The sequence below is a fragment of the Lichenicoccus roseus genome (assembly GCF_005844085.1).
GTDB lineage: Bacteria > Pseudomonadota > Alphaproteobacteria > Acetobacterales > Acetobacteraceae > Lichenicoccus > Lichenicoccus roseus.
This window is the reverse complement of sequence record NZ_VCDI01000001.1, coordinates 1,099,243-1,117,113: the sequence shown is the minus strand read 5'-3', so window position 1 is coordinate 1,117,113 and position 17,871 is coordinate 1,099,243. Positions and strand designations below refer to the sequence as shown.

The following is a 17,871-nucleotide window of genomic DNA, read 5'->3' as shown; positions in this document are numbered from 1 at the left end:
TCAGCGTTCCTGCTTGCGCATCAACAGCAGGCTGAGACCGATCAGGCCCGGGACGAAGAGCGCGAGAATGCCTGTCGTTCGCGCAAGCTGGCCGATCCCGAGCGACTTGGTGAAGGTGCCGATCGTCACGGGCAGGTAGTAGCTCATCGGGAACAGGCGGCCGATCACCATGCCCATGCCGGTGTTGGACGAGACCGGCGACAGCATGCCGGCAAACTGGGTGGCGGGCAGGAAGGTGAGGATCGCGGTGCCGAACAGCGCCGCGATCTGGCTGCTGGAGAAGGTCGAGATCAGCAGCCCGTATCCGGTGGTGGCGAACAGGTAGATCGTGGTGCCGCCGAGCAGCGCGATGACGCTGCCCTTTACCGGGATGCCGAAGACGAAGATCGCGATGAGCACCAGGATGCCGAAGCTCAGCATCGACAGCATGACATAGGGAAGCTGCTTGCCGAGGATGAATTCGAGCCGTGTCACCGGCGTCACGTAGAGGTTGGTGATCGAGCCGAACTCCTTTTCCCGCACCACGGCGAGCGCCATCAGTACGGCCGGGACCAGGGCGAGCAGCAGCGCGATCGCCGTCGGCACCAGCGACCTGATGCTGTCGAAACTCTGGTTGAAGAGGAAACGGGGCTCCGCGACCGCCAGCGTCGCGCCGGGCGCCTGCCCAGTGCTCACCGCCAGATCCGCCAGATATTGCGACTGCAGGCCCTGCACGTAGCCCTGCGTCGTCTGCGCGTAGAACGGCATGGCGCCGCCGATCCAGGCCGCCGCACTCACCCGGCGCGTGCTGCGCACGTCGCGCCCGAATCCTGCCGGGATCTCAACCGCCAGCTCGATTTCGGCGTCGCCGAGCCTGTGCGCCATGTCGGCGTCGTCGGTGATCGGCGCGCGTTCCTCGAAGTAGATCGAGCCGCGATAGGCGTCGAGATAGGCGCGGCTTTCGGGAGTCCTGTCCTGGTCGTAGGCGGCGAATGGAACGTGGTCGACATCGGTGTTCATGCCGAACCCCAGCACCAGCATCAGGAAGCTCGTGCCGAGCAGCGAGAAGGCGAGCCTGATGCGGTCGCGCGACAGTTCCAGCGCCTCGCGCCGGGCGTAGGCCAGCAGGCGCCGCGGGCTGAACAGGATCGCGCGGGTTGCGGCAGTGCGATCGGAGAGCGCTGCGCCGGCCTTGGACCGCAGCCCCGGATCGGGAGTTTGTCGTGCGTTTGCCGCCTCGAGAAGGCTGATGAATGCCGCCTCGAGCGTCAGTCGGCCGGACGTGCGCACCACGTCGCCGGGACTGCCGGAGACCAGGACAGCGCCGTTGTTCATCAACACGATGCGGTCGCATTGCGCCGCCTCGTTCATGAAATGGGTCGAGATGAAGATGGTGACGCCATCCTTGCGCGACAGCCGGCCGAGCAGCGACCAGAACTGGTCGCGAGCCAGCGGATCCACCCCCGAGGTCGGCTCGTCGAGGATCAGGACCTGCGGATTGTTCACCACCGCCACCGCAAGTGCCAGTCGCTGGCGAACGCCGAGCGGCAGCGCGCCGGCGGCGACATCGAGCTGGTCGGTCAGCCAGAAATCCCGCGCCAGCTCGGCGATGCGGAGTTTCGCGCGCGCGGGGGGGATCTGATAGAGGCGCGCATGCAGTGCGAGGTTCTGCTCGACGGTCAGCTCGGTATAGAGCGAGAACAACTGGGACATGTAGCCGACCCGGTAGCGCAGCGCCTTGTCGGTCGCGTCCACATCGCGCCCGAACAGCATCGCGCGGCCCGACGTCGCCGGCAGCAGGCCGGTCAGCATCTTCATCGTGGTCGTCTTGCCGCAGCCGTTCGATCCGAGAAACCCGAAGATCTCGCCACGCCCGATCCTGAAGCTGACATCGTCGACGGCGGTGAAGCTGCCGAACCGGCGGGTCAGGTGGATGGCCTCGATGGCGACCTCGCCCGGCTTCGCCTCGAGGGGCGCGATGTCCGGCCGCACGCGGCGGTCGCGCAGCGCCTGCGGCAGCAGCGCGATGAAAGCCTCGTCGAGTGACGCGCAGCCGGTCTGCCGCATGATGTCGGCAGGCGTGCCGGATGCCAGCACGGCGCCGTCGTTCATGGCAAGCAGCTGCGCGAAACGATTGGCCTCCTCCATGTAGGCGGTGGCAACGATGACGCTCATCGCCGGCCGTCCGGCACGCATCTCGTCGACCAGGTCCCAGAACTGCCGGCGCGAGAGCGGATCGACGCCGGTGGTGGGTTCGTCGAGGATCAGCAGGTCCGGATCGTGGATCAGTGCACAGCACAGGCCGAGCTTCTGCCGCATGCCGCCGGAGAGCTTGCCGGCGGGACGGTCGGGAAATGGTGCGAGGCCGGTCGCGGCGAGCAGGGCGGTGATCCGGCGCCGGCGTTCGGCGGCGTTCTGGCCAAACAGCCTGGAAAAGAACGCAAGGTTCTCGACGACCGTGAGATCCGGGTAGAGGTTGCGGCCGAGCCCCTGCGGCATGTAGGCGATGCGCGAGCAGACGGCGCGACGATGGCCCGATCTGCGGAAGTCGCCGCCGAACAGGCGCACGTCGCCTGCCTGGATGCGCTTGGCGCCGGCCAGGATGCCGAGCAGGGTGGACTTGCCGACGCCATCCGGACCGATCAGTCCGACCAGGCCGCCGGGTTGCAGCCTGAGCGAGACATCCCGCAGCGCCACCGTCTTGCGGTAGAGGTGCCGGACGCCTGCGAGGTCGGCCACCGGTGCATCGGCCTGCTGCGGCACTGGCACTTCAGGGCTGGTTGGTCGGGGGCTGATGGGCCGGGGGCCGGGGGAGCGGCTTGATGGCATCGGGCCACCCGGCCTTCCGATCCAGCCGGATGTAGCCCATGCCGGGCAGGCCGGAACGGACATGGGCCTCGTGCGCACGCAGCAGTGCCGGATCGATGCGCAGCCGGATGCGGAACATCAGCAGGTCGCGCTCGGACTGCGTCTCGACAGCCTTCGGGGTGAACTCGTTCTCGGTGGCGATGAACGACACCGTGGCGGGCAGCGGACGCCCAGGCAACGCATCGAGCACCAGGCTCGCCTGGTCGCCGAACCTGACCCGCCCGGCAGCGCTCGTCGGCAGGAAGATGTCCATGTAGACGTAGGTCGCATCGAGCATCGTGTAGACCTTGCCGCCCGCGGGCAGCACCTCGCCGACGTTGTGCAGCCGGTACTCGATCGGGCCGTCCTTCGGCGCCACCAGGGTGTCGTCGGCGATGTTGACGGCATACAGCTCGGCATTGTGGATGGCGGCCTGCATTCCGGCTCGCGCGGAGATGATGCCGACCTCGGTGGTGTGGTAGTTGGCCATCGCGCTGTCGAATTGCGACTGGCGCTGGTCCAGCACCTCGATCGTCTCGAAGCCCTGCTGCACCAGCCGTCGCGCCATCTGCAATTCCTGTGCGGAAAGCTTCAGCGAGCTCTGCATCTGCACGAGGGTTTCCTGGTTCTCGAGGATCGCCTGCTGTGCCTGTGCCGCCTGCCAGTTGGCCTGGGCGAGCTGGGCGGCGATGTCCCGGGTATCGATCCGCGCCAGCACCTGGCCCTGCTTCACCAGGTCGCCTTCGTCCACCAGGATCTCGGAGATCCGGCCGGCAAACTTGGTGTCGACATCGATCTCCTCCGCCTCCAGCCTGCCGTTCGAGGCAGCGAACCCGGCGGGCAGCCCTGGCGGACGCGTCAGCCACCACGCCGAGGCACCGGCGATGACGGCGAGGAGGAGGGTTGCGGCTGCCAGGCGCCGCCATCCGCGCCCGGAACGGCCCGGCTGCACATCGGGTGCAACCTCCAGTACGGCACCGGGGGCCGGAGGTGCTGCCGTCGTTGGGGTCGGCGACGCCGGCATCAGATCGTCCGTCCCGACGTGGCATCGCAAGTATCCCGCATGCCGTCATCAACCATCCGGGTGCCATCGTTGCGAGGAACGGAAAATACCCATCCCGGTCGCGACCGCGGGAGCGCTGTGTGTACTTCCCGAACGTTGCCGGAGATAGCGGCCGGTGGTGTGATTGGATCTTTCCGGATCGTGACGGTCGCAATGCAGGCCATGGTACTCAACGAGTTGCGTACGCCGCTGGTCTGGACCGAGCTGCCGGATCGGCTGCCGGGCAGCGGCGAGATAAAGCTGTCGATCGCGGCCTGCGGTGTCTGCCGGACCGATCTGCATGTCGTCGACGGCGAACTGCCATCGCCGCTTGTGCCGATCATCCCGGGCCACGAAATCGTCGGCCGCATCGAGGCAATCGGAGCCGATGTGACGGGGCTGCAGGTGGGCGAGCGTGTCGGCGTACCCTGGCTCGGGCATACCTGCGGCGCCTGCCCGTATTGCACGACCCAGCGGGAAAACCTGTGCGACCGTCCGCTATTCACCGGCTACACGCGCGATGGCGGCTTTGCCACCAGCGTCATCGCCGATGCACGGTTCGCATTTCCGCTCGGCGAGAGCGGCAGCGATGTCTCGCTGGCGCCGCTGCTGTGCGCCGGACTGATCGGCTGGCGCGCGCTGTCGATCGCCGGCGAGGGCAGGCGGCTCGGCCTCTACGGCTTCGGCGCGGCAGCGCATATCCTCGCCCAGGTGGCGCGATGGCAGGACCGGTCGGTGTATGCCTTCACCCGGCCGGGGGACGGCACGACGCAGGCCTTCGCGCGGACACTGGGAGCGGTCTGGGCAGGTGGCTCCGACCAGTCGCCGCCGGAGCCGCTCGACGCCGCGATCATCTTCGCGACCGATGGCGACCTCGTCCCGGTGGCGCTGCGCGCGGTGCGCAAGGGGGGCCGCGTGGTGTGCGCCGGCATCCACATGAGCGACATCCCGGCTTTCCCGTATGCCCTGCTCTGGGAGGAGCGCGCCCTGCTTTCGGTCGCCAACCTGACCCGCCAGGACGGGCTCGATTTCCTCGGCCTGGTCCCGCGCATGGGCCTGGTCACCCGCACGACTTCCTATCCGCTCCGGGAGGCGAACCGCGCACTGGCGGATCTGCGCGCCGGTCGCTTCGAGGGTGCCGCGGTGCTGGTGCCATAGCCGACCGCGCTGCGATCCACGGTGAGGGAGCGCCGGCCCGATGCTGACCGGTCGGGCCTAGTGCGAGAGCAGCGTGCAGTGCTCGACATGCAGCAGCATGTCGCGGCTCATGCCTCCCAGCACCCACTCGCGCAGCCGTCCGTGGCCGTAGGCGCCGGCGACCAGGAGATCGGCGCCCATCTCCTGCGCCACGCTCGCCAGCTCGTTCGCATCCTCGCCATAGGACCGGCTGACCGACGCGGCGGACTCGATGCCATGCCTGTGCAGCCAGTGCGAGACGTCCGCCACACGGTGCCGCGCCGCATCCTCGTCGATCGCGGGGGCGATCTCGACCACCGCCACCCGGCGCGCCAGCCTTAGCAGCGGCAGGGCGTCCAGCACGGCGCGTCTCGCCTCCCGCGTGTCCTTCCAGGCGACCAGCACCTGTGCCAGCGGCAGCGTCGCCGACGCGGAGGGCACCAGCAGCACCGGACGGCCGGCCTCGAGCACCAGAGTGCCGCCATCGACGTCACGCGCCGGACGGGCGTGCGGCGGATCCTGCATTGCGCCGACGATGAGAAGGTCGGCGCAGCGCGCCTCGCGGGCGACATAGGTCGACAGGTTGGCCGGCGTGACGTGCGAACGCCATTGCGGCGCGTGCGAGCGCAGGCCGGGCATCGTCATGAATTCATTGCGGGCGGCCTCGATCTCGCGCTGCATCTGCAGGCGGTCCTGCCCGACCACGTCGCCGATGGCCCAGTCCTCGCTGGTGGCGATCACGATCGGCTGGCAGCCGGCGATGCCGACGACTTCGGCATCCAGCCGGTCGGCGAGGTCGGCGGTGAAGTGCAGCAGCGCGCTGTTGGAGCAGCCGGGCCGCAGGCAGATCATCAGGGTGACGCGCATGATGCGGCTTCCTCGTCGAATGACCGGGCCGATCAGGCCGACGGGCGGTTGCCGCTCCGGTTCGCGCGCCCCAGGCGCTTCGATAGACGGAGTGGCCGGGACGGTGGCGACCCTGCGACGGAACAACAGGACCCGGGCGGAACGCGCAGATCCGAATTCTCGGCGTCGATCCGGGTCGACGATTGCTGCTCCGCCAGCGCGCCGTAGAGTCCCGTCCGTGCCAGTGCCGGAAGCGATTTCGACCCGGTCCTGGCCATCACGGCGGCGCGATGGTTCTCGACGGTGCGCTGGCTGATGCAAAGATCCTGGGCGATCAGCTTGTTGGGCCGTCCTGCCAGAACCAGGACCATCACCTGCCGCTGCCGCGTCGTGAGGGTGGCGATCAGCCGCCTCGCGTCGCGCCGCCGCTCGGATGTGGCATCCGGGATCGCCGGTCTCGCAATGCGCATGTCGTTCTGCTGACAATCCAGCCCGAGCAGGATCCTGCTGAACTCGTAGAGCGTGTTCTCGAGCTCCGACTGCTCCTGCTCTGCCCCGCCAAGGCGCTCCGCATACAGGCGGGCGAGGTTCAAGGCGCGCCTGGCCGCGCCGTCGACATGATCCGCGGTCTGGTAGCCGCGCACGGCAGGTGGTGGCATGAGTTCGTAGACCAGGTTTTCGCAAGGCAGCGACTGGGCCTGCTGGTCGGATTGCGCGATGCGCTGCAGAACCAGACCGATCCTGGCGTCGGGCGGAAGTGCCGAGGACGCCGTCTCGCAGGAAAAGGCGCTCATCGCTGCTTTGTACCGTTGCATTGTCTGGTCCCGGCTTGCCGGGCTGGACCATAGCCGGGCTCGCAGGCGAATCGAGCTAACCTGGGATAGCCCGCCGGTTGCCGGGCAAGTTCTATGCTGCGTGATGGATCAAGATCCGGACCCGCACGGCCAGGCCGCCCTGATGCTCTGCGAGAGTGTCGCGTTAATCCTCATCGAGCGAGGGGTGGTTGAAAAGGCGCAGATGCTCGAGGCGATCACCGGGGTGATCGACGTCAAGCGCGAAATGGCTGGAACCACCGAAAGCGTCGTGGTGAGCGTCAAGTCGATCTCGCTGCTGCAAGCCGTCGCGCGCAGCCTGTCGGCGGCTCCGGATCCGCTTCGTACGGATCGGCCGGCTTGACGGTAGCCATTCCGGCGTGAACAGGACATGCTCGTTGCGACACTGTCGGATAGGGAATGGTGGCCGGTGCCGAACCGCAATCCGCTGACGCGCAAGCTATGGAATTTTTTGCCGCTTTCGGAGCCGGATCGCACGGCACTCGAATCTCTCGCGTCGAAGGAGGAGTGTTTTGCGTCGCATGTCGACATCGTCGCCGAAGGCTCGGTGCCGCGCTCGGTGTTCGTCCTGCTCGAGGGCATGGCGATCCGCTACCGCAACCTTTCCGACGGCACCCGGCAGGTCATCACCTTCCTGATCCCCGGCGATGTCTGCGACCTGCATGTCTTCCTGCTGAAGACCATGGACCATTCGATCGGAACGCTCACGCCGGTCCGCATCGCGCCGGTCTCCCGCGATGGCATGATGGATCTGTTCACGTGTCATCCGAGGGTGTCGGCGGCGCTGTGGTGGAGTTCCCTGCAGGAGGAGGCCATGCTCCGCGAGCGGATCGTGGCGCTGGGCCGGCGCGACGCTCGCGGCCGCATCGCCTACCTGCTCTGCGAGCTGTTCTGGCGCCACCGGGCGGTCGGGTTGACCAAGGGCCGTTCTTTCAGCCTGCCCCTGACACAGACCGAACTCGGCGACGCGCTCGGCCTGTCGGCGGTGCACGTGAACCGGATCCTGCAGGATTTCCGCAAGCACGGGCTGATCGTCATGGAGCGACGGAAACTCGAACTCGTCAGCCTTCCCGGCCTGCAGAAGATCGCCGACTTCAACGAGACCTACCTGCATTTCGGTGGCGCGCCGAAGGAGCTGACGGATTATTTCGAACGGCTGGAGAGCAACCGGTAGATCGTCCGCAGGCGCCCTGCAAGCCGCCTTCCGGCGGTGGCCGGCGGCGATGGTACGGCCGGCGACGCGCGTGGACTGGCGGCGCCGATGCGGCGGGCGGCGAGCTGCTCGAGATCCAGCAGGAAGGCCGGCCTCGCCAGCAGCAGCGGTGTCAGCTCCGCCCGCGCGATCCGGTAGACCGTGGCCCGGGTCAGCGCCCTGACCTTGAAGAACGTCCTGACCTCGAGCCGCGCGCTGCTCTGCCCGAAGCACTCGCCCGGCGCAAGGCGCGTCGTCTCGACATCGGTGCCGTTCTGTAGTCTCGACGCCACCAGCACGCCGGCGGTGAGGATGAACAGGGCCGGCGCCACGCTGTCCTCCTCCAGCAGCGTCTCGCCGGCCTTGAAGGTGTCGCGACGCATGCCGGGCACGAGCGCGGCGCGCTCCTCGCCGGTCAGCGAAGCGAACACCGGCAGGTGGTCGAGCAACCGGCGGGCGGTCTCGTCACGGGTCGATGCTGCGTGCGGCACCGGCAGGCCTGGGCTGCCGGCCGGAGGCGCCGGCCGCAACCCGGCGGCCATGCAGTGCCGGAACACGCGGTCGAACACCTCGTTGCGTGCGGCCGGGCCCTGCTCGTAGGCGGACACGAAGCACATCAGCTCGCATTCCAGCGCCAGCGCATCGAGCGAGAGGATGGTGACGACCGGCTTCGGATCGCGAAGGATATGGCTGCAGCCGAGCATGGCGGTTTCCAGGATCGCCACTGCCGCCGCGGGCGCTCCGGCCGGATCGACCCGCATCGACAGGGTGACGCCGTGCGCACCGCCCGGCTTGCTGAGATTGACCAGCCTGGTCCTGGCAATCACGCTGTTCGGGATGATGGCGACGTCGTGCGACAGCGTGAGCAGCTGGGTGGCCCGCCAGTTGGTTTCCATCACCCGTCCGGTGAGCCCGCTTTCCAGCGTCACCCAGTCGCCCGGATGGTAGGGCCGGCCGAGGTTGAGCACGACACCCGAAAACACGTCGCCCAGCGTGCTTTGCAGCGCGAGCCCCAGCACGATCGCGACAATGCCCGAGGCCGCCAGCAGGCCGCCGAGCGAGATGCCGAACACGTAGGAGGTGATGCCCAGGACGGCGCTGACGTAGATGAAGCCGGCGCACAGGTCCTGCAGGAAGCGGGTCTCGACCGGCTTGCGCCGGAACGCCAGGGCGGCGCGCGTGAGTCCGGCCAGCAGCCAGGCGCCGGCCAGCCACCAGACCATCTTGAAGGCGCCGACGACCATGGCCTCCAGGAGGTGCCGCATGCCGGCGACCGGAGGCATCGCCGGCGCCGGCTCGAACGGCACCACGCCGCCGCCCACGATGACCAGGGTGGCTCCGGCGAAGATCGCGAACTGGCAGAGGAAATGCCCGACCGGATTGTCGCGGAATGCCCTGCGCGTGAAGAAGAACCCGGCCAGCAGGATCGCGGCGGCGGCGGCAAGCGAGACCGGCAGCGGCCAGGACGTCGCGAGCCAGCCCGATCGGAGCGAGGCCATTATCAGGCGTCAACCACGGGTGCTGGACCCGGGGCTTGCCCGAGGCTCAGGCTTTGGTCGCCGGTTCCGCCGTCACAAGCGCCCGCCGCCCCAGGGCACGAAGCTGCGCGTCGGTAAGGCTCGACAGATCGGCTCCGAGTGTCCTGCATAGCCGGCCGGCGATGTCCGCATGATGCCGCTGCAGGTAGAGCTCGAGGGCATGTGCGGCATCGCTGTGGCCGTGCCCATGACCGGCCAGCACGATGGCGCCGCCCCCGTGCAGGGCCCCGGCGATGCGCTCGTAGAATTCGGTATCCGCCTGCCAACCGGTTTCGCCGGCATGGCCGCCTTCCCGGCGTGCGAGCTCATGCAGCCGGTGCGACGAGAGATCCGACCGGATGACCTGGTCGGTCGGCTCGCCGGCCTCTTCATGCAGGCGATAGACCCGGGCCTCGGCCTGCTCCACGACCACGAGAACATCCGGCGCGGCCGGTGGGGCGTCGGGTGCTGGCCCCGGCGACCCGGCGGCATGGGGCGACCAACCGGCACGCGCCAGCATGTGGCGCAGATCGATCACCGTGGTCGCCTCGATCTGCTTGCTGTGCGGCGCCCTGAACAGCCTGCGGTCGCCGCCGATGACGAAGCTGGTCTCGCCGTTCGTTTCGTGCTCGACCACACCGACATCCTTTACCAGGGCGACGACATCCGTCCAGGACACTCCGTGCGCGACCGGATGCCCGAAGATCGCATCCAGCGTCGAGCGGTGCGAGCGCGACAGGCTGTCCCGGTCCGTGGCGCCGGGCCCGAAGGTTGCGGTGATGTCGTTCGTGGTCATGCCCTCGGCCGATCGGATGACGCACCGGTGGGCAGGAACCACGCGCGGTACAGCGCCTCGACCATCTCGTCGCCCCGGTCCGCGGCGGGTGGCGCCGCCAGGCTGCACAGGCGCTGGATCGTGATCCGGTTCGAGAGGTCGACGATGCAGGAGAGCGCCCTCATGTCCTGCTCCACCGCTTCCCGCTGGAACCACCAGTCGAGCTGGCCGGTCAACGTCACCCGGGCCGCCTTGACCGCGATCAGCACGCGACCAGCCGGGACGAAGACGTTCGAGGCCAGGCGCGCGGCCGCGGTCGCCGCGATCATCCCATCGGACCAGCCCATCTCCGCCGGCAGCCGGACCTTGATCCGCTCCACCACGGCTTGCACCCCGGCCACCCGGCGTGTTGCCGCCGCCGCCGCCGACTTCTGGGCGTAGCTGCCGACATGACCCGACAGGGTGACGACCGCGCGGCGGGCGGTCACCGTGATGCCGTCGCAGGCGACGCTCGGCTCCCAGAGCAGTTCCGCCAGGACGTCCTCTCGCAGCCGGATGTCGTCGATCATGATGCTTCCGATCTGGTTCTACGATGTCATCGATCCTGCAAACAACCTGGACGCCGCCTGGAACTTCTTGAAGCGCCGGAAACTACCTAACCACGCCGGCAGCAGGGCGATCCGCCGATGCGATGCTGTCGAGATGCAGCGTCTGCCCCGGCTGCAGGACATGCACAGCGCCACGGTAACGCAAGGTCAGCGTGACGGGCCCCTGCATCGCCACATCGACGCCGGTGCCGATGGAGATGTGCAGGTCGCACCTGCCCCGCTGCACGGAGAAGGCAAGGCTGGTCCATTGCGGCGGCAGTTGCGGATCGAGCGCAACGCCATCATCGGTGAGCGACAGCCCCGCGAAGCCGAACACCGCGGTGAGCCAGATCCCGCCGAGTGCTGCGATATGGATGCCGCCGTCGCAGGCGACCTGGTTGTCGCCGAGATCGATATCGGCGGTCTCGCGAAAATACCGCAGCGCCAGATCCGAGAGGCCGAGGCGTGCGGCGACGAACGCGTGCATGGCCCGGCTGAGCGAGCTGCCATGGCTGCACCGGGGCTCGTAGAAGCGGAAATTGGCCAGCCCGGACGCACCGGCGAATTCTTGCGGCAGCAGCCCGAGCAATGCGACGATGTCGGCCTGCTTGACCACCTGGGAGCGGCCGATCCGCTCGCGTCCCAGGATCATGTCCATCGCCACCGAGCGCCCGGCATAGTCGGCGAGATCGATCTGTTCCAGCTCGTTGTAGCCGGCGAACTGCTCGTAGAGGCCGGTCGCCGGATCGAGCCCGGTCACGATGGTCGCGCCCGTGGTCCCCCAGCGGGCAAGCTCTTCCGCTTCGAGGCCGAGGGCGGCGGACAGGCTGGCCCAGCGCCCGGGCCAGCGGTCGCGCAACAGGGATGCGGTCGCGAGACCGGTGCGGATGTTCCAGCGCGCCATGACGTTGGTGAAGGCGCTGTCGTCGACATGCTCGTGATATTCGTCGGGCCCGATGACGCCGCGGATGTGGCTGCGCCCGTCCGCTTCCAGCCGGGCGCGGCTGGACCAGAAGCGCGCGGTCTCCAGCAGGATCTCGGCGCCGGCTTCGAGCAGGAAGGCCTCGTCGCCGGTCGCCTGCCAGTATTGCCAGACCGCAAAGGCGACGTCGGCGCTGATATGCTGCTCCTGCTTGCCGCAGAGGATATCGATGACGGCATGGTCGGCGGCGACGGCATGCAGCGGCGTCGCCTCCGCGCCGCTGTCGGCCGACTCCCAGGCATACAGCGCGCCCTGCCAGCCCATGCCGGCCGCCTTGGCGCGCGCGCCGTCGAGGGTGCGGTATCGATACATCAGCATCGCGCGCGCCGCCGCCGGCCAGGTCAGGCTGTAGAACGGCAGCAGGTAGATCTCGGTGTCCCAGAACACGTGGCCGCGATAGCCGTCGCCGGTGAGCGCACGCGCGCCGATCGAGACATGCCCGTCGTCGGGATTTGCCGCGCTGTTGAGATGGTAGAGCGCAAAGCGCAGCGCACGCTGGGCAGCGGGATCGCCGCCGACCTCGACAGCGCTGCACGTCCAGCGCGCGTCCCAGGCGAGCCGGTGCGCCGCCATCACCGCAGCGGTGCCGAGGTCGGAGGCGTTGGCCAGCCGTCTGGTGGCGGCAGTGCCCGGATCAGGTTGCGGCCCATCCGACCGCACCACCGCGACCGTGCGTTCGAAGCGGATTTGCTCACCGGCCAGGCAGCGCCACTGCCAGGTGCTGCGCAGCGGCCCGGTCCCGGATGGCGGCCGGATGCCGCCGTCGATGGCGAGGCTCGCCCTGGTGGCGATGGCGAGGCGGTGGCCGCCGGTATGGGTGCGCCATTCGCCGAGCCCGTCGCCGATCCGCTCGGGCACGAGGCCGAGTTCCACGCCCTCGAACGAAGCCTCGAAGCTGATCGCCGCCTCGCCGTCGAGAACCTCGATCTCGATGACCTGCAGGCCGATCGAACGATCCGCCTGGGAGGTCAGCCGCAAGGTGTGCACCAGCAGGCGCAGGGGATTGCCGCCGTCGCGGTCGCGATGCTGATGCTCGAAACGGCTCAGCAGCGCGCCACCCCGCATGTCCAGCGTCATGCGATGCGCGGTCACCTCGGCCGGATGGCGCAGCAGGGCATGGCCATCGAGCAGCACCCGCACATGCAGCCAGTCGGCCGCGGGCACCAGTCCGGGCGAGACGGCCTCGTCCTGTTGCGAGCTGGATGCGGATCGTTCCGGCGTATCGAACAGGCCGGCAACGTAGGTCCGGGGCGGCGCCAGCCAGCGGCTGCCGCGTGTGGCCGCGCGGGCGCCGCGCACGCCGATCAGGCCGTTGCCGATGGCATAGCGCGATTCCAGGCTGCCCTCGCGCAGGGCGTCGAAGCCGTCGGTGGTCAGCGCCCAGGCAGGATCCGGATCGGGCGTCCCGGCAAGGCCCGGGGCGGACGGGGCGATCATACCGTCCCGCCGAGCATCCTGGCCGCCAGGGCCTGCACCGAGCCGTCATCCAGCCTGGTCACGACCATGTCGGCCTGCGCCGCGCGCAGGCCGGCCGCATCGTCGAGCCGCGCGACGCCGATCGATGACATCCCGCCGGCGCGCGCGGCCTCGATCCCGGCCGGCGCATCCTCCAGGACGATGCAGTGCCTCGGCTCGATTCCCAATCCCGCCGCTGCCAGCAGGAAGATCTCGGGATCCGGCTTGCCGTGCGCGAGATCGCGGCCACACATGTCCACCGCGAACATCTCGAACAGGCTGCAGCCAGGCTCGACCACGATCGCGCGCAGCATCGCGGCGGCGTTCTTCGACGAGGATGCGACCGCCATTGGCCAGGCGAGCCCGCGCAGGGTACGAACGAGACGCATGGCGTCGGGAAATGCCTGTACCGCGCCGGCCTGCACGAGTTGTTCCAGCCGCGCCTGCTTGCGGATCGCATAGGCCGGCGCCTGCCCCGCGGCATCGGCTACGCCAAGTGCCTGCAGCGACGCCAGCGCGCCGGCTGCCCGCGGCTTGCCGGCGACCGTTTCCTGGTAGAGCGCCGTGGTGAACAGGGCGGGGTCGGCGAGGCCACCGAGCGCCTCGCGCCATGCGCGTTCGTGCGGAGAGGCAAGCAGCACGCCATCCACGTCGAAGATCGCGGCGATCGGCCCGCCTGCGCCATCCGTCACGGGCCGACCTGATGCTGCTCGCGATAGTCGAGGTCCTCGGCAAGCTGGGCGGCTTCGGCGTCCGCCGCAACCGGGAGCACGATCCTGTCGCGCCGGTCGGTCTCCGGCGGCTCGATCGACAGGATCCTGCCGCTGCCGTCGTCGACGGTAAAGGACAGGGTGGTGCCGCAGCATTCCGCGTCCGAGTATTCGAGGCAGTATCGACTGACGCCGGTGGTGGCGCTTGCCCTGATCTGCCCGGAGAACTGCCCGTCCAGGCCGCGATACCGGCTGGAACCTTCGACCAGCGACCCGTCGGGTCCCTGCGACAGGGTGAACCGGATCGCGCCGTTGCCGTCCCGCCGTTCGCAGTGCCCGGGTTGTGCACCGGGACCTGCGAGCAGGGCGCCGATCATCCCGATGATGGTGGCCGGTTGCTCTTCCATGCCCGGAGTCGATTACCGCTAGACGACGACCAGATCGTTCTGGACATCCGAGGTTCCGGGTGCTGCCCACGCGGTATTCGCGGCGACACGGCGCTCGTTCAGCGAACGCACGGTGCCCGACAGCCGCACATGGCCGCCTTCCGCGGTGACCGTCACCGTTTTCGGGTCGAAGAACCAGGAACGGTGCAGCGCGTCCATTATGCTGTCGGAGATGTCCAGCGTGCTGACGGCGGCCTTGATCGTGACCTTGTCGGTGAGCCCGGTCACGCCTGCAAGGTTGCGCACGTCGGTTGCGGCGGCCTCCTTTTCGAAGTGCCAGCGTACGTCGCCGGTCAGGGTGACCCAGCCGCGCTCGACCTCGACCTGGATCGCGTCCCGGGGCACCGCGGTATCCCATGCGAGACGGCTGATCGCGGCGGAAGCGATATCGTCGTCGCCGCGCGTCATGTCGAAGGCGAGGCGCACTTCGAGCTCCCCGGCAACGCCCTTCACGCCCTTCACCCGCCGTGCCGCCTCCTCGGCGGCATTCTTCTCCAGGAAGCTGTCGACATGACCCGACAGGGTGACGATGCCGTTCCTGGCCGTCACGCCGATATGGCCGGCGGCAATGCTCGGCTCCCAGGCCATTTCGGCGAGAACGGACGATTGCAGATCGCTGTCGTGGGACACCGTTGCTTCCTTAGTGGATCATGAGAAGCGGGATCGTCGCGTGGTCGAGGACATGCCGGGTCACACCGCCGAGCAACGCCTCGCGTACCCGGCTGTGGGTGAACGCCCCGAGCGCCAGCAACCCGACATCGAGGTCGGCGGCCTCGCGCAGCATCCGCGCACCGATGGTCTCGCCGGACTTCGGCGCGACGCGCACCAGCGAGGCGTTGATCCCCTGCCACGTCATCGCCTCGACGACATCCTCGGCGGGTATGCTGGCGCTGTCGCCACCGATATCGTCCGGGCCGGAGGATATCGACAGCACGAAGACACGCTCGGCCTCGTGCAGGAACGGCAGGCTGCAGGCGAGGCACCGCACCGCCTGCAGGCTGTCGTTCCAGGCCAGCGCGACCCTGCCGAGCGGCGGCACCACGGGCACGCCGGGCAGGAACAGCACCGGTCGTCCGCTATCGAACAGGGCGGCGTCGACCAGTGCCGAGCGCAGTCCCAGCCGCCTGGGCTGGAGTGCCATGACGATCACGTCGGCGAGACGGCCGCGACGCAACAGCCCGATCTCCGCGCGGCCCTGCCAGCTGGACCATCTGGCGTAGGTGGTCCGCAGCCTGTGGTCGACGATATCGCCGGGCAGGTCGCGGGCGTCGCGCCAGGCGGTGAAGCGCCGCTTGATTTCGGTCTCTGCGGCGTCGCGCCCTTCATTCAGCGCCTGGATCGGGATCGAGCCGAGTGGCGTGAACGCACAGTCGGCAAGGAGTTGTTCCGGATCACCCTGCAGCAGGAGTATCTCGAGATGACCCTCCATCGCCCTGGCGATCTCGAGCGCTCCATCGAGAAGCTGCTCGACGGCGCTTTCCACTTCCAGCACCACCAGTATCGTCCTGATGCTCATCGGCCCATCCTCGTCAGCTGCATGCCCGGCACGTGGAGTTCAGCCGACCAGGATGTCGTTCTCGACCGAGATGGTACCCCGGGCGGCCCATGCGGTCTCGGCGGCGACCTGCCTTTCGTATGACGACTTCACCGTGCCGAGCAGGCGGACGCGGCCGTGCTCCGCGGTGACGGTGACCAGGGTCGGATCGAAGAACCACGACCGGTGCAAGGCGTGCGTGATCTCGTCGCTGATATCGCCGGCGCTCTCGCTGGCGCGGATGGTGATCCGGTCGGTCAGGCCGATGACGCCGGTGAGGTGGCGGACATCCTGCACCGCCGCCTGCTTCTGGAAATACCACTGCACCTCGCCGCTCAGCGTGACCCATCCCGCCTCGACGCTGACCTTGACTTCGTTCTTCGGCACCGAGATGTCCCAGGACAGCCGGTCGACGGCCGCCCGCGCGATATCGTCGTCGCCCCGGGTCATGTCGAAGGCCAGCCGCACTTCGATCTCTTCCGCGACCGCCCTGACGCCCCGCACGCGCCGGGCAGCGTCTTCGGCCGCGTGCTTCTGGACGAAGCTGTCGACATGGCCGGTCAGCGTGACCACGCCGTCATCGGCGGCCACGCCGATGTGGGCGGCGGTGATGCTCGGCTCCCAGGCCAATTCGGCAAGGACCGACTTCTGCAGCTGGCTGTCGTTCGACATGGCGCTCTCCGGGTTCTGGCGAGATCCGCTGGACCTTGCGGGAGCGTTCTACGCCGCACCGCGCCGCTGCCGCAGAATCGGAAACTACGCAGCCGGCGTGACCGGGTCTTCCTCGGGCGCCAGGCCATGGAGCGCAGCACCCAGCAATCCTGCATTCACCAGGATGACACGCACCGGGATCGCCTGCAGCAGGCCGGAGAAGCGTCCCTTGGCGGTGAAGGCGCGCATGAAGGCGCCGTCCTGCAGCAGCGGCAGCATCCGTGGCGGCAGTCCGCCGCCCAGGTAGACGCCGCCGGTCGCAAGCACCTTGAGCGCCAGGTTGCCGGCCTCCGCGCCCCATACGTCGATCACCAGCCGGAGTGCGGCGGCGGCAAGGGGATTGCGGTCGGCGTCGTGCAGGGCGGCGTCGACGATCATCGGGCAGCGATCCGGCGCCGCGTGCAGCCGCGACGCGAACCCCGGAGACTCCGAGGATGGATCCTGCGACCTGACATAGTCGTACACGTTGGGGATCCCCGATCCGGCGCAGACGCGCTCGTAGGCGGCGTGCCGGAACCGGTCGGTGAGATACCTCCACAGGCCGGCCTGGTGCTCGCTGGTCGGTGCGAAATCGGCGTGGCCGCCTTCCGACGGGCAGGCGATGTAGGAGCTTCCGTTCCAGATCAGGAAGCTTTCCCCCAGGCCGGTCCCCGGCGCCAGCACCGCGATCGGTGCGGCGGTGACGGGAGAGCCCGCATTGATGATGGCGGTCTCGTCCGGCAGCAGGTGCGGGATCGCGGTGGCGACGGCCTGGAGGTCGTTGAGCAGCCTGACGGACGCAAGCCCAAGCCCCGACCTGAGCTCCTCCGCGTCGATCTGCCATGGCAGGTTGGTGAGTTGGGCGTGGCCATCCACCACCGGCCCGGCAACATCGAAGCAGGCGTTGGCGGCACGCGTGCCAATATCGGCGAGAAATGTCTCGACGATCTGCTGCAATCCCTGGTGCTCCGCGCTCCGGTAGTTTCGCTGGGCAAGGAAATGCCTCGGTCCGCTCTCGGGTGACACCAGCGCGAGCCGTGTCATGGTGCCGCCGATATCCCCGGCGATCAGGTTTCCCCCGGCGACGTGGCTCGACGATGCATGGGGCATGATCCGCCATAGCGGTTCGCGGCCGGCGGCACGACAGGCGGAAACTACCCACGTCGATCCCGTTGGGTAGTTTCCGAACCTGCGTCCGCGAATGGCGGCGTCCTACGATCCGGCGCCCCCGACAGCCGGCACGTTTCCCGCGCCGGACAG

17 protein-coding genes are annotated in these 17,871 nt (G+C 68.6%); 3 read left to right on the top strand and 14 right to left on the bottom strand.

The genetic code is table 11. The features are described 5' to 3' along the window. Both rbbA and FE263_RS05035 read right to left on the bottom strand, forming a co-directional pair. A complete protein-coding gene (gene rbbA / locus FE263_RS05040; RefSeq protein ID WP_276611161.1) occupies positions 1–2,718 on the bottom strand; it encodes a ribosome-associated ATPase/putative transporter RbbA in 2,718 nt (905 codons plus the stop codon). Between the two features lie 31 nt (positions 2,719–2,749). After that, a complete protein-coding gene (locus FE263_RS05035; protein WP_205880260.1) occupies positions 2,750–3,850 on the bottom strand; it encodes an HlyD family secretion protein in 1,101 nt (366 codons plus the stop codon). 192 nt (positions 3,851–4,042) lie between these two features. Between FE263_RS05035 and FE263_RS05030 the strand changes: the two genes are divergently transcribed. Continuing rightward, the gene (locus FE263_RS05030; protein ID WP_138324958.1) at positions 4,043–5,026 is read left to right on the top strand and encodes a zinc-dependent alcohol dehydrogenase family protein; all 984 of its coding nucleotides are present in this window, start codon (positions 4,043–4,045) and stop codon (positions 5,024–5,026) included. Between the two features lie 57 nt (positions 5,027–5,083). On the opposite strand, the gene FE263_RS05025 is transcribed toward FE263_RS05030, so the two are convergent. Further along, positions 5,084–5,911 carry a universal stress protein gene (locus tag FE263_RS05025; RefSeq protein WP_138324786.1) on the bottom strand — a complete coding sequence of 276 codons (828 nt, stop codon included), beginning with the start codon at positions 5,909–5,911 and terminating at the stop codon, positions 5,084–5,086. 32 nt (positions 5,912–5,943) lie between these two features. Then, a complete protein-coding gene (locus FE263_RS05020; RefSeq protein ID WP_138324785.1) occupies positions 5,944–6,705 on the bottom strand; it encodes a LuxR C-terminal-related transcriptional regulator in 762 nt (253 codons plus the stop codon). Positions 6,706–6,808: 103 nt separating this feature from the next. On the opposite strand from FE263_RS05020, the gene FE263_RS05015 reads away from it, so the two are divergent. Beyond that, the gene (locus FE263_RS05015; RefSeq protein WP_138324784.1) at positions 6,809–7,066 is read left to right on the top strand and encodes a hypothetical protein; all 258 of its coding nucleotides are present in this window, start codon (positions 6,809–6,811) and stop codon (positions 7,064–7,066) included. A gap of 27 nt (positions 7,067–7,093) precedes the next feature. Beyond that, a complete protein-coding gene (locus FE263_RS05010; RefSeq protein WP_138324783.1) occupies positions 7,094–7,897 on the top strand; it encodes a Crp/Fnr family transcriptional regulator in 804 nt (267 codons plus the stop codon). On the opposite strand, the gene FE263_RS05005 is transcribed toward FE263_RS05010, so the two are convergent. The 10 genes from FE263_RS05005 to glk form a co-directional block, all read right to left on the bottom strand. Further along, positions 7,867–9,414: a mechanosensitive ion channel domain-containing protein gene (locus tag FE263_RS05005; RefSeq protein ID WP_138324782.1), complete on the bottom strand. Its 1,548-nt coding sequence runs from the start codon at positions 9,412–9,414 to the stop codon at positions 7,867–7,869. The genes FE263_RS05010 and FE263_RS05005 overlap by 31 nt on opposite strands. Positions 9,415–9,460: 46 nt before the next feature. Then, entirely contained in the window at positions 9,461–10,228 is a 768-nt protein-coding gene (locus FE263_RS05000; protein ID WP_138324781.1) for a hypothetical protein, read from the bottom strand. Next, positions 10,225–10,776, bottom strand: coding sequence for a BON domain-containing protein (locus FE263_RS04995; RefSeq protein WP_138324780.1), 552 nt, complete (start codon positions 10,774–10,776; stop codon positions 10,225–10,227). Before FE263_RS04995 ends, FE263_RS05000 begins: the two co-directional genes overlap by 4 nt. Before the next feature lie 82 nt (positions 10,777–10,858). Further along, positions 10,859–13,213 carry a glycoside hydrolase family 65 protein gene (locus FE263_RS04990; protein WP_138324779.1) on the bottom strand — a complete coding sequence of 785 codons (2,355 nt, stop codon included), beginning with the start codon at positions 13,211–13,213 and terminating at the stop codon, positions 10,859–10,861. After that, complete coding sequence (locus FE263_RS04985; RefSeq protein ID WP_205880259.1) at positions 13,210–13,923, bottom strand: HAD family hydrolase; 714 nt, start codon at positions 13,921–13,923, stop codon at positions 13,210–13,212. The genes FE263_RS04990 and FE263_RS04985 overlap by 4 nt, the downstream gene beginning before the upstream one ends. Further along, positions 13,920–14,348 carry a hypothetical protein gene (locus FE263_RS22360; RefSeq protein WP_205880258.1) on the bottom strand — a complete coding sequence of 143 codons (429 nt, stop codon included), beginning with the start codon at positions 14,346–14,348 and terminating at the stop codon, positions 13,920–13,922. Before FE263_RS22360 ends, FE263_RS04985 begins: the two co-directional genes overlap by 4 nt. Positions 14,349–14,366: 18 nt before the next feature. Continuing rightward, positions 14,367–15,017: a BON domain-containing protein gene (locus FE263_RS04980; RefSeq protein WP_138324777.1), complete on the bottom strand. Its 651-nt coding sequence runs from the start codon at positions 15,015–15,017 to the stop codon at positions 14,367–14,369. A gap of 10 nt (positions 15,018–15,027) precedes the next feature. After that, on the bottom strand, positions 15,028–15,903 hold the full coding sequence (locus FE263_RS04975; RefSeq protein ID WP_138324776.1) for a universal stress protein: 876 nt from the start codon (positions 15,901–15,903) through the stop codon (positions 15,028–15,030). A gap of 39 nt (positions 15,904–15,942) precedes the next feature. Next, positions 15,943–16,593 carry a BON domain-containing protein gene (locus tag FE263_RS04970; protein WP_138324775.1) on the bottom strand — a complete coding sequence of 217 codons (651 nt, stop codon included), beginning with the start codon at positions 16,591–16,593 and terminating at the stop codon, positions 15,943–15,945. An 84-nt stretch (positions 16,594–16,677) separates the two neighbouring features. Next, complete coding sequence (glk, locus tag FE263_RS04965) at positions 16,678–17,721, bottom strand: glucokinase (RefSeq protein ID WP_138324774.1); 1,044 nt, start codon at positions 17,719–17,721, stop codon at positions 16,678–16,680. Positions 17,722–17,871: the final 150 nt, after the last annotated feature.

What these genes read in the sequence shown, in the direction of transcription:
- FE263_RS05035 (WP_205880260.1), bottom strand. Translation starts at nt 3,850, where the DNA reads ATGCCGGCGTCGCCGACCCCAACGACGGCAGCACCTCCGGCCCCCGGT.
- FE263_RS05030 (WP_138324958.1), top strand. Translation starts at nt 4,043, where the DNA reads ATGCAGGCCATGGTACTCAACGAGTTGCGTACGCCGCTGGTCTGGACC.
- FE263_RS05025 (WP_138324786.1), bottom strand. Translation starts at nt 5,911, where the DNA reads ATGCGCGTCACCCTGATGATCTGCCTGCGGCCCGGCTGCTCCAACAGC.
- FE263_RS05020 (WP_138324785.1), bottom strand. Translation starts at nt 6,705, where the DNA reads ATGCAACGGTACAAAGCAGCGATGAGCGCCTTTTCCTGCGAGACGGCG.
- FE263_RS05015 (WP_138324784.1), top strand. Translation starts at nt 6,809, where the DNA reads ATGGATCAAGATCCGGACCCGCACGGCCAGGCCGCCCTGATGCTCTGC.
- FE263_RS05010 (WP_138324783.1), top strand. Translation starts at nt 7,094, where the DNA reads ATGCTCGTTGCGACACTGTCGGATAGGGAATGGTGGCCGGTGCCGAAC.
- FE263_RS05005 (WP_138324782.1), bottom strand. Translation starts at nt 9,414, where the DNA reads ATGGCCTCGCTCCGATCGGGCTGGCTCGCGACGTCCTGGCCGCTGCCG.
- FE263_RS05000 (WP_138324781.1), bottom strand. Translation starts at nt 10,228, where the DNA reads ATGACCACGAACGACATCACCGCAACCTTCGGGCCCGGCGCCACGGAC.
- FE263_RS04995 (WP_138324780.1), bottom strand. Translation starts at nt 10,776, where the DNA reads ATGATCGACGACATCCGGCTGCGAGAGGACGTCCTGGCGGAACTGCTC.
- FE263_RS04990 (WP_138324779.1), bottom strand. Translation starts at nt 13,213, where the DNA reads ATGATCGCCCCGTCCGCCCCGGGCCTTGCCGGGACGCCCGATCCGGAT.
- FE263_RS22360 (WP_205880258.1), bottom strand. Translation starts at nt 14,348, where the DNA reads ATGGAAGAGCAACCGGCCACCATCATCGGGATGATCGGCGCCCTGCTC.
- FE263_RS04975 (WP_138324776.1), bottom strand. Translation starts at nt 15,903, where the DNA reads ATGAGCATCAGGACGATACTGGTGGTGCTGGAAGTGGAAAGCGCCGTC.
- FE263_RS04970 (WP_138324775.1), bottom strand. Translation starts at nt 16,593, where the DNA reads ATGTCGAACGACAGCCAGCTGCAGAAGTCGGTCCTTGCCGAATTGGCC.
- glk (WP_138324774.1), bottom strand. Translation starts at nt 17,721, where the DNA reads ATGCCCCATGCATCGTCGAGCCACGTCGCCGGGGGAAACCTGATCGCC.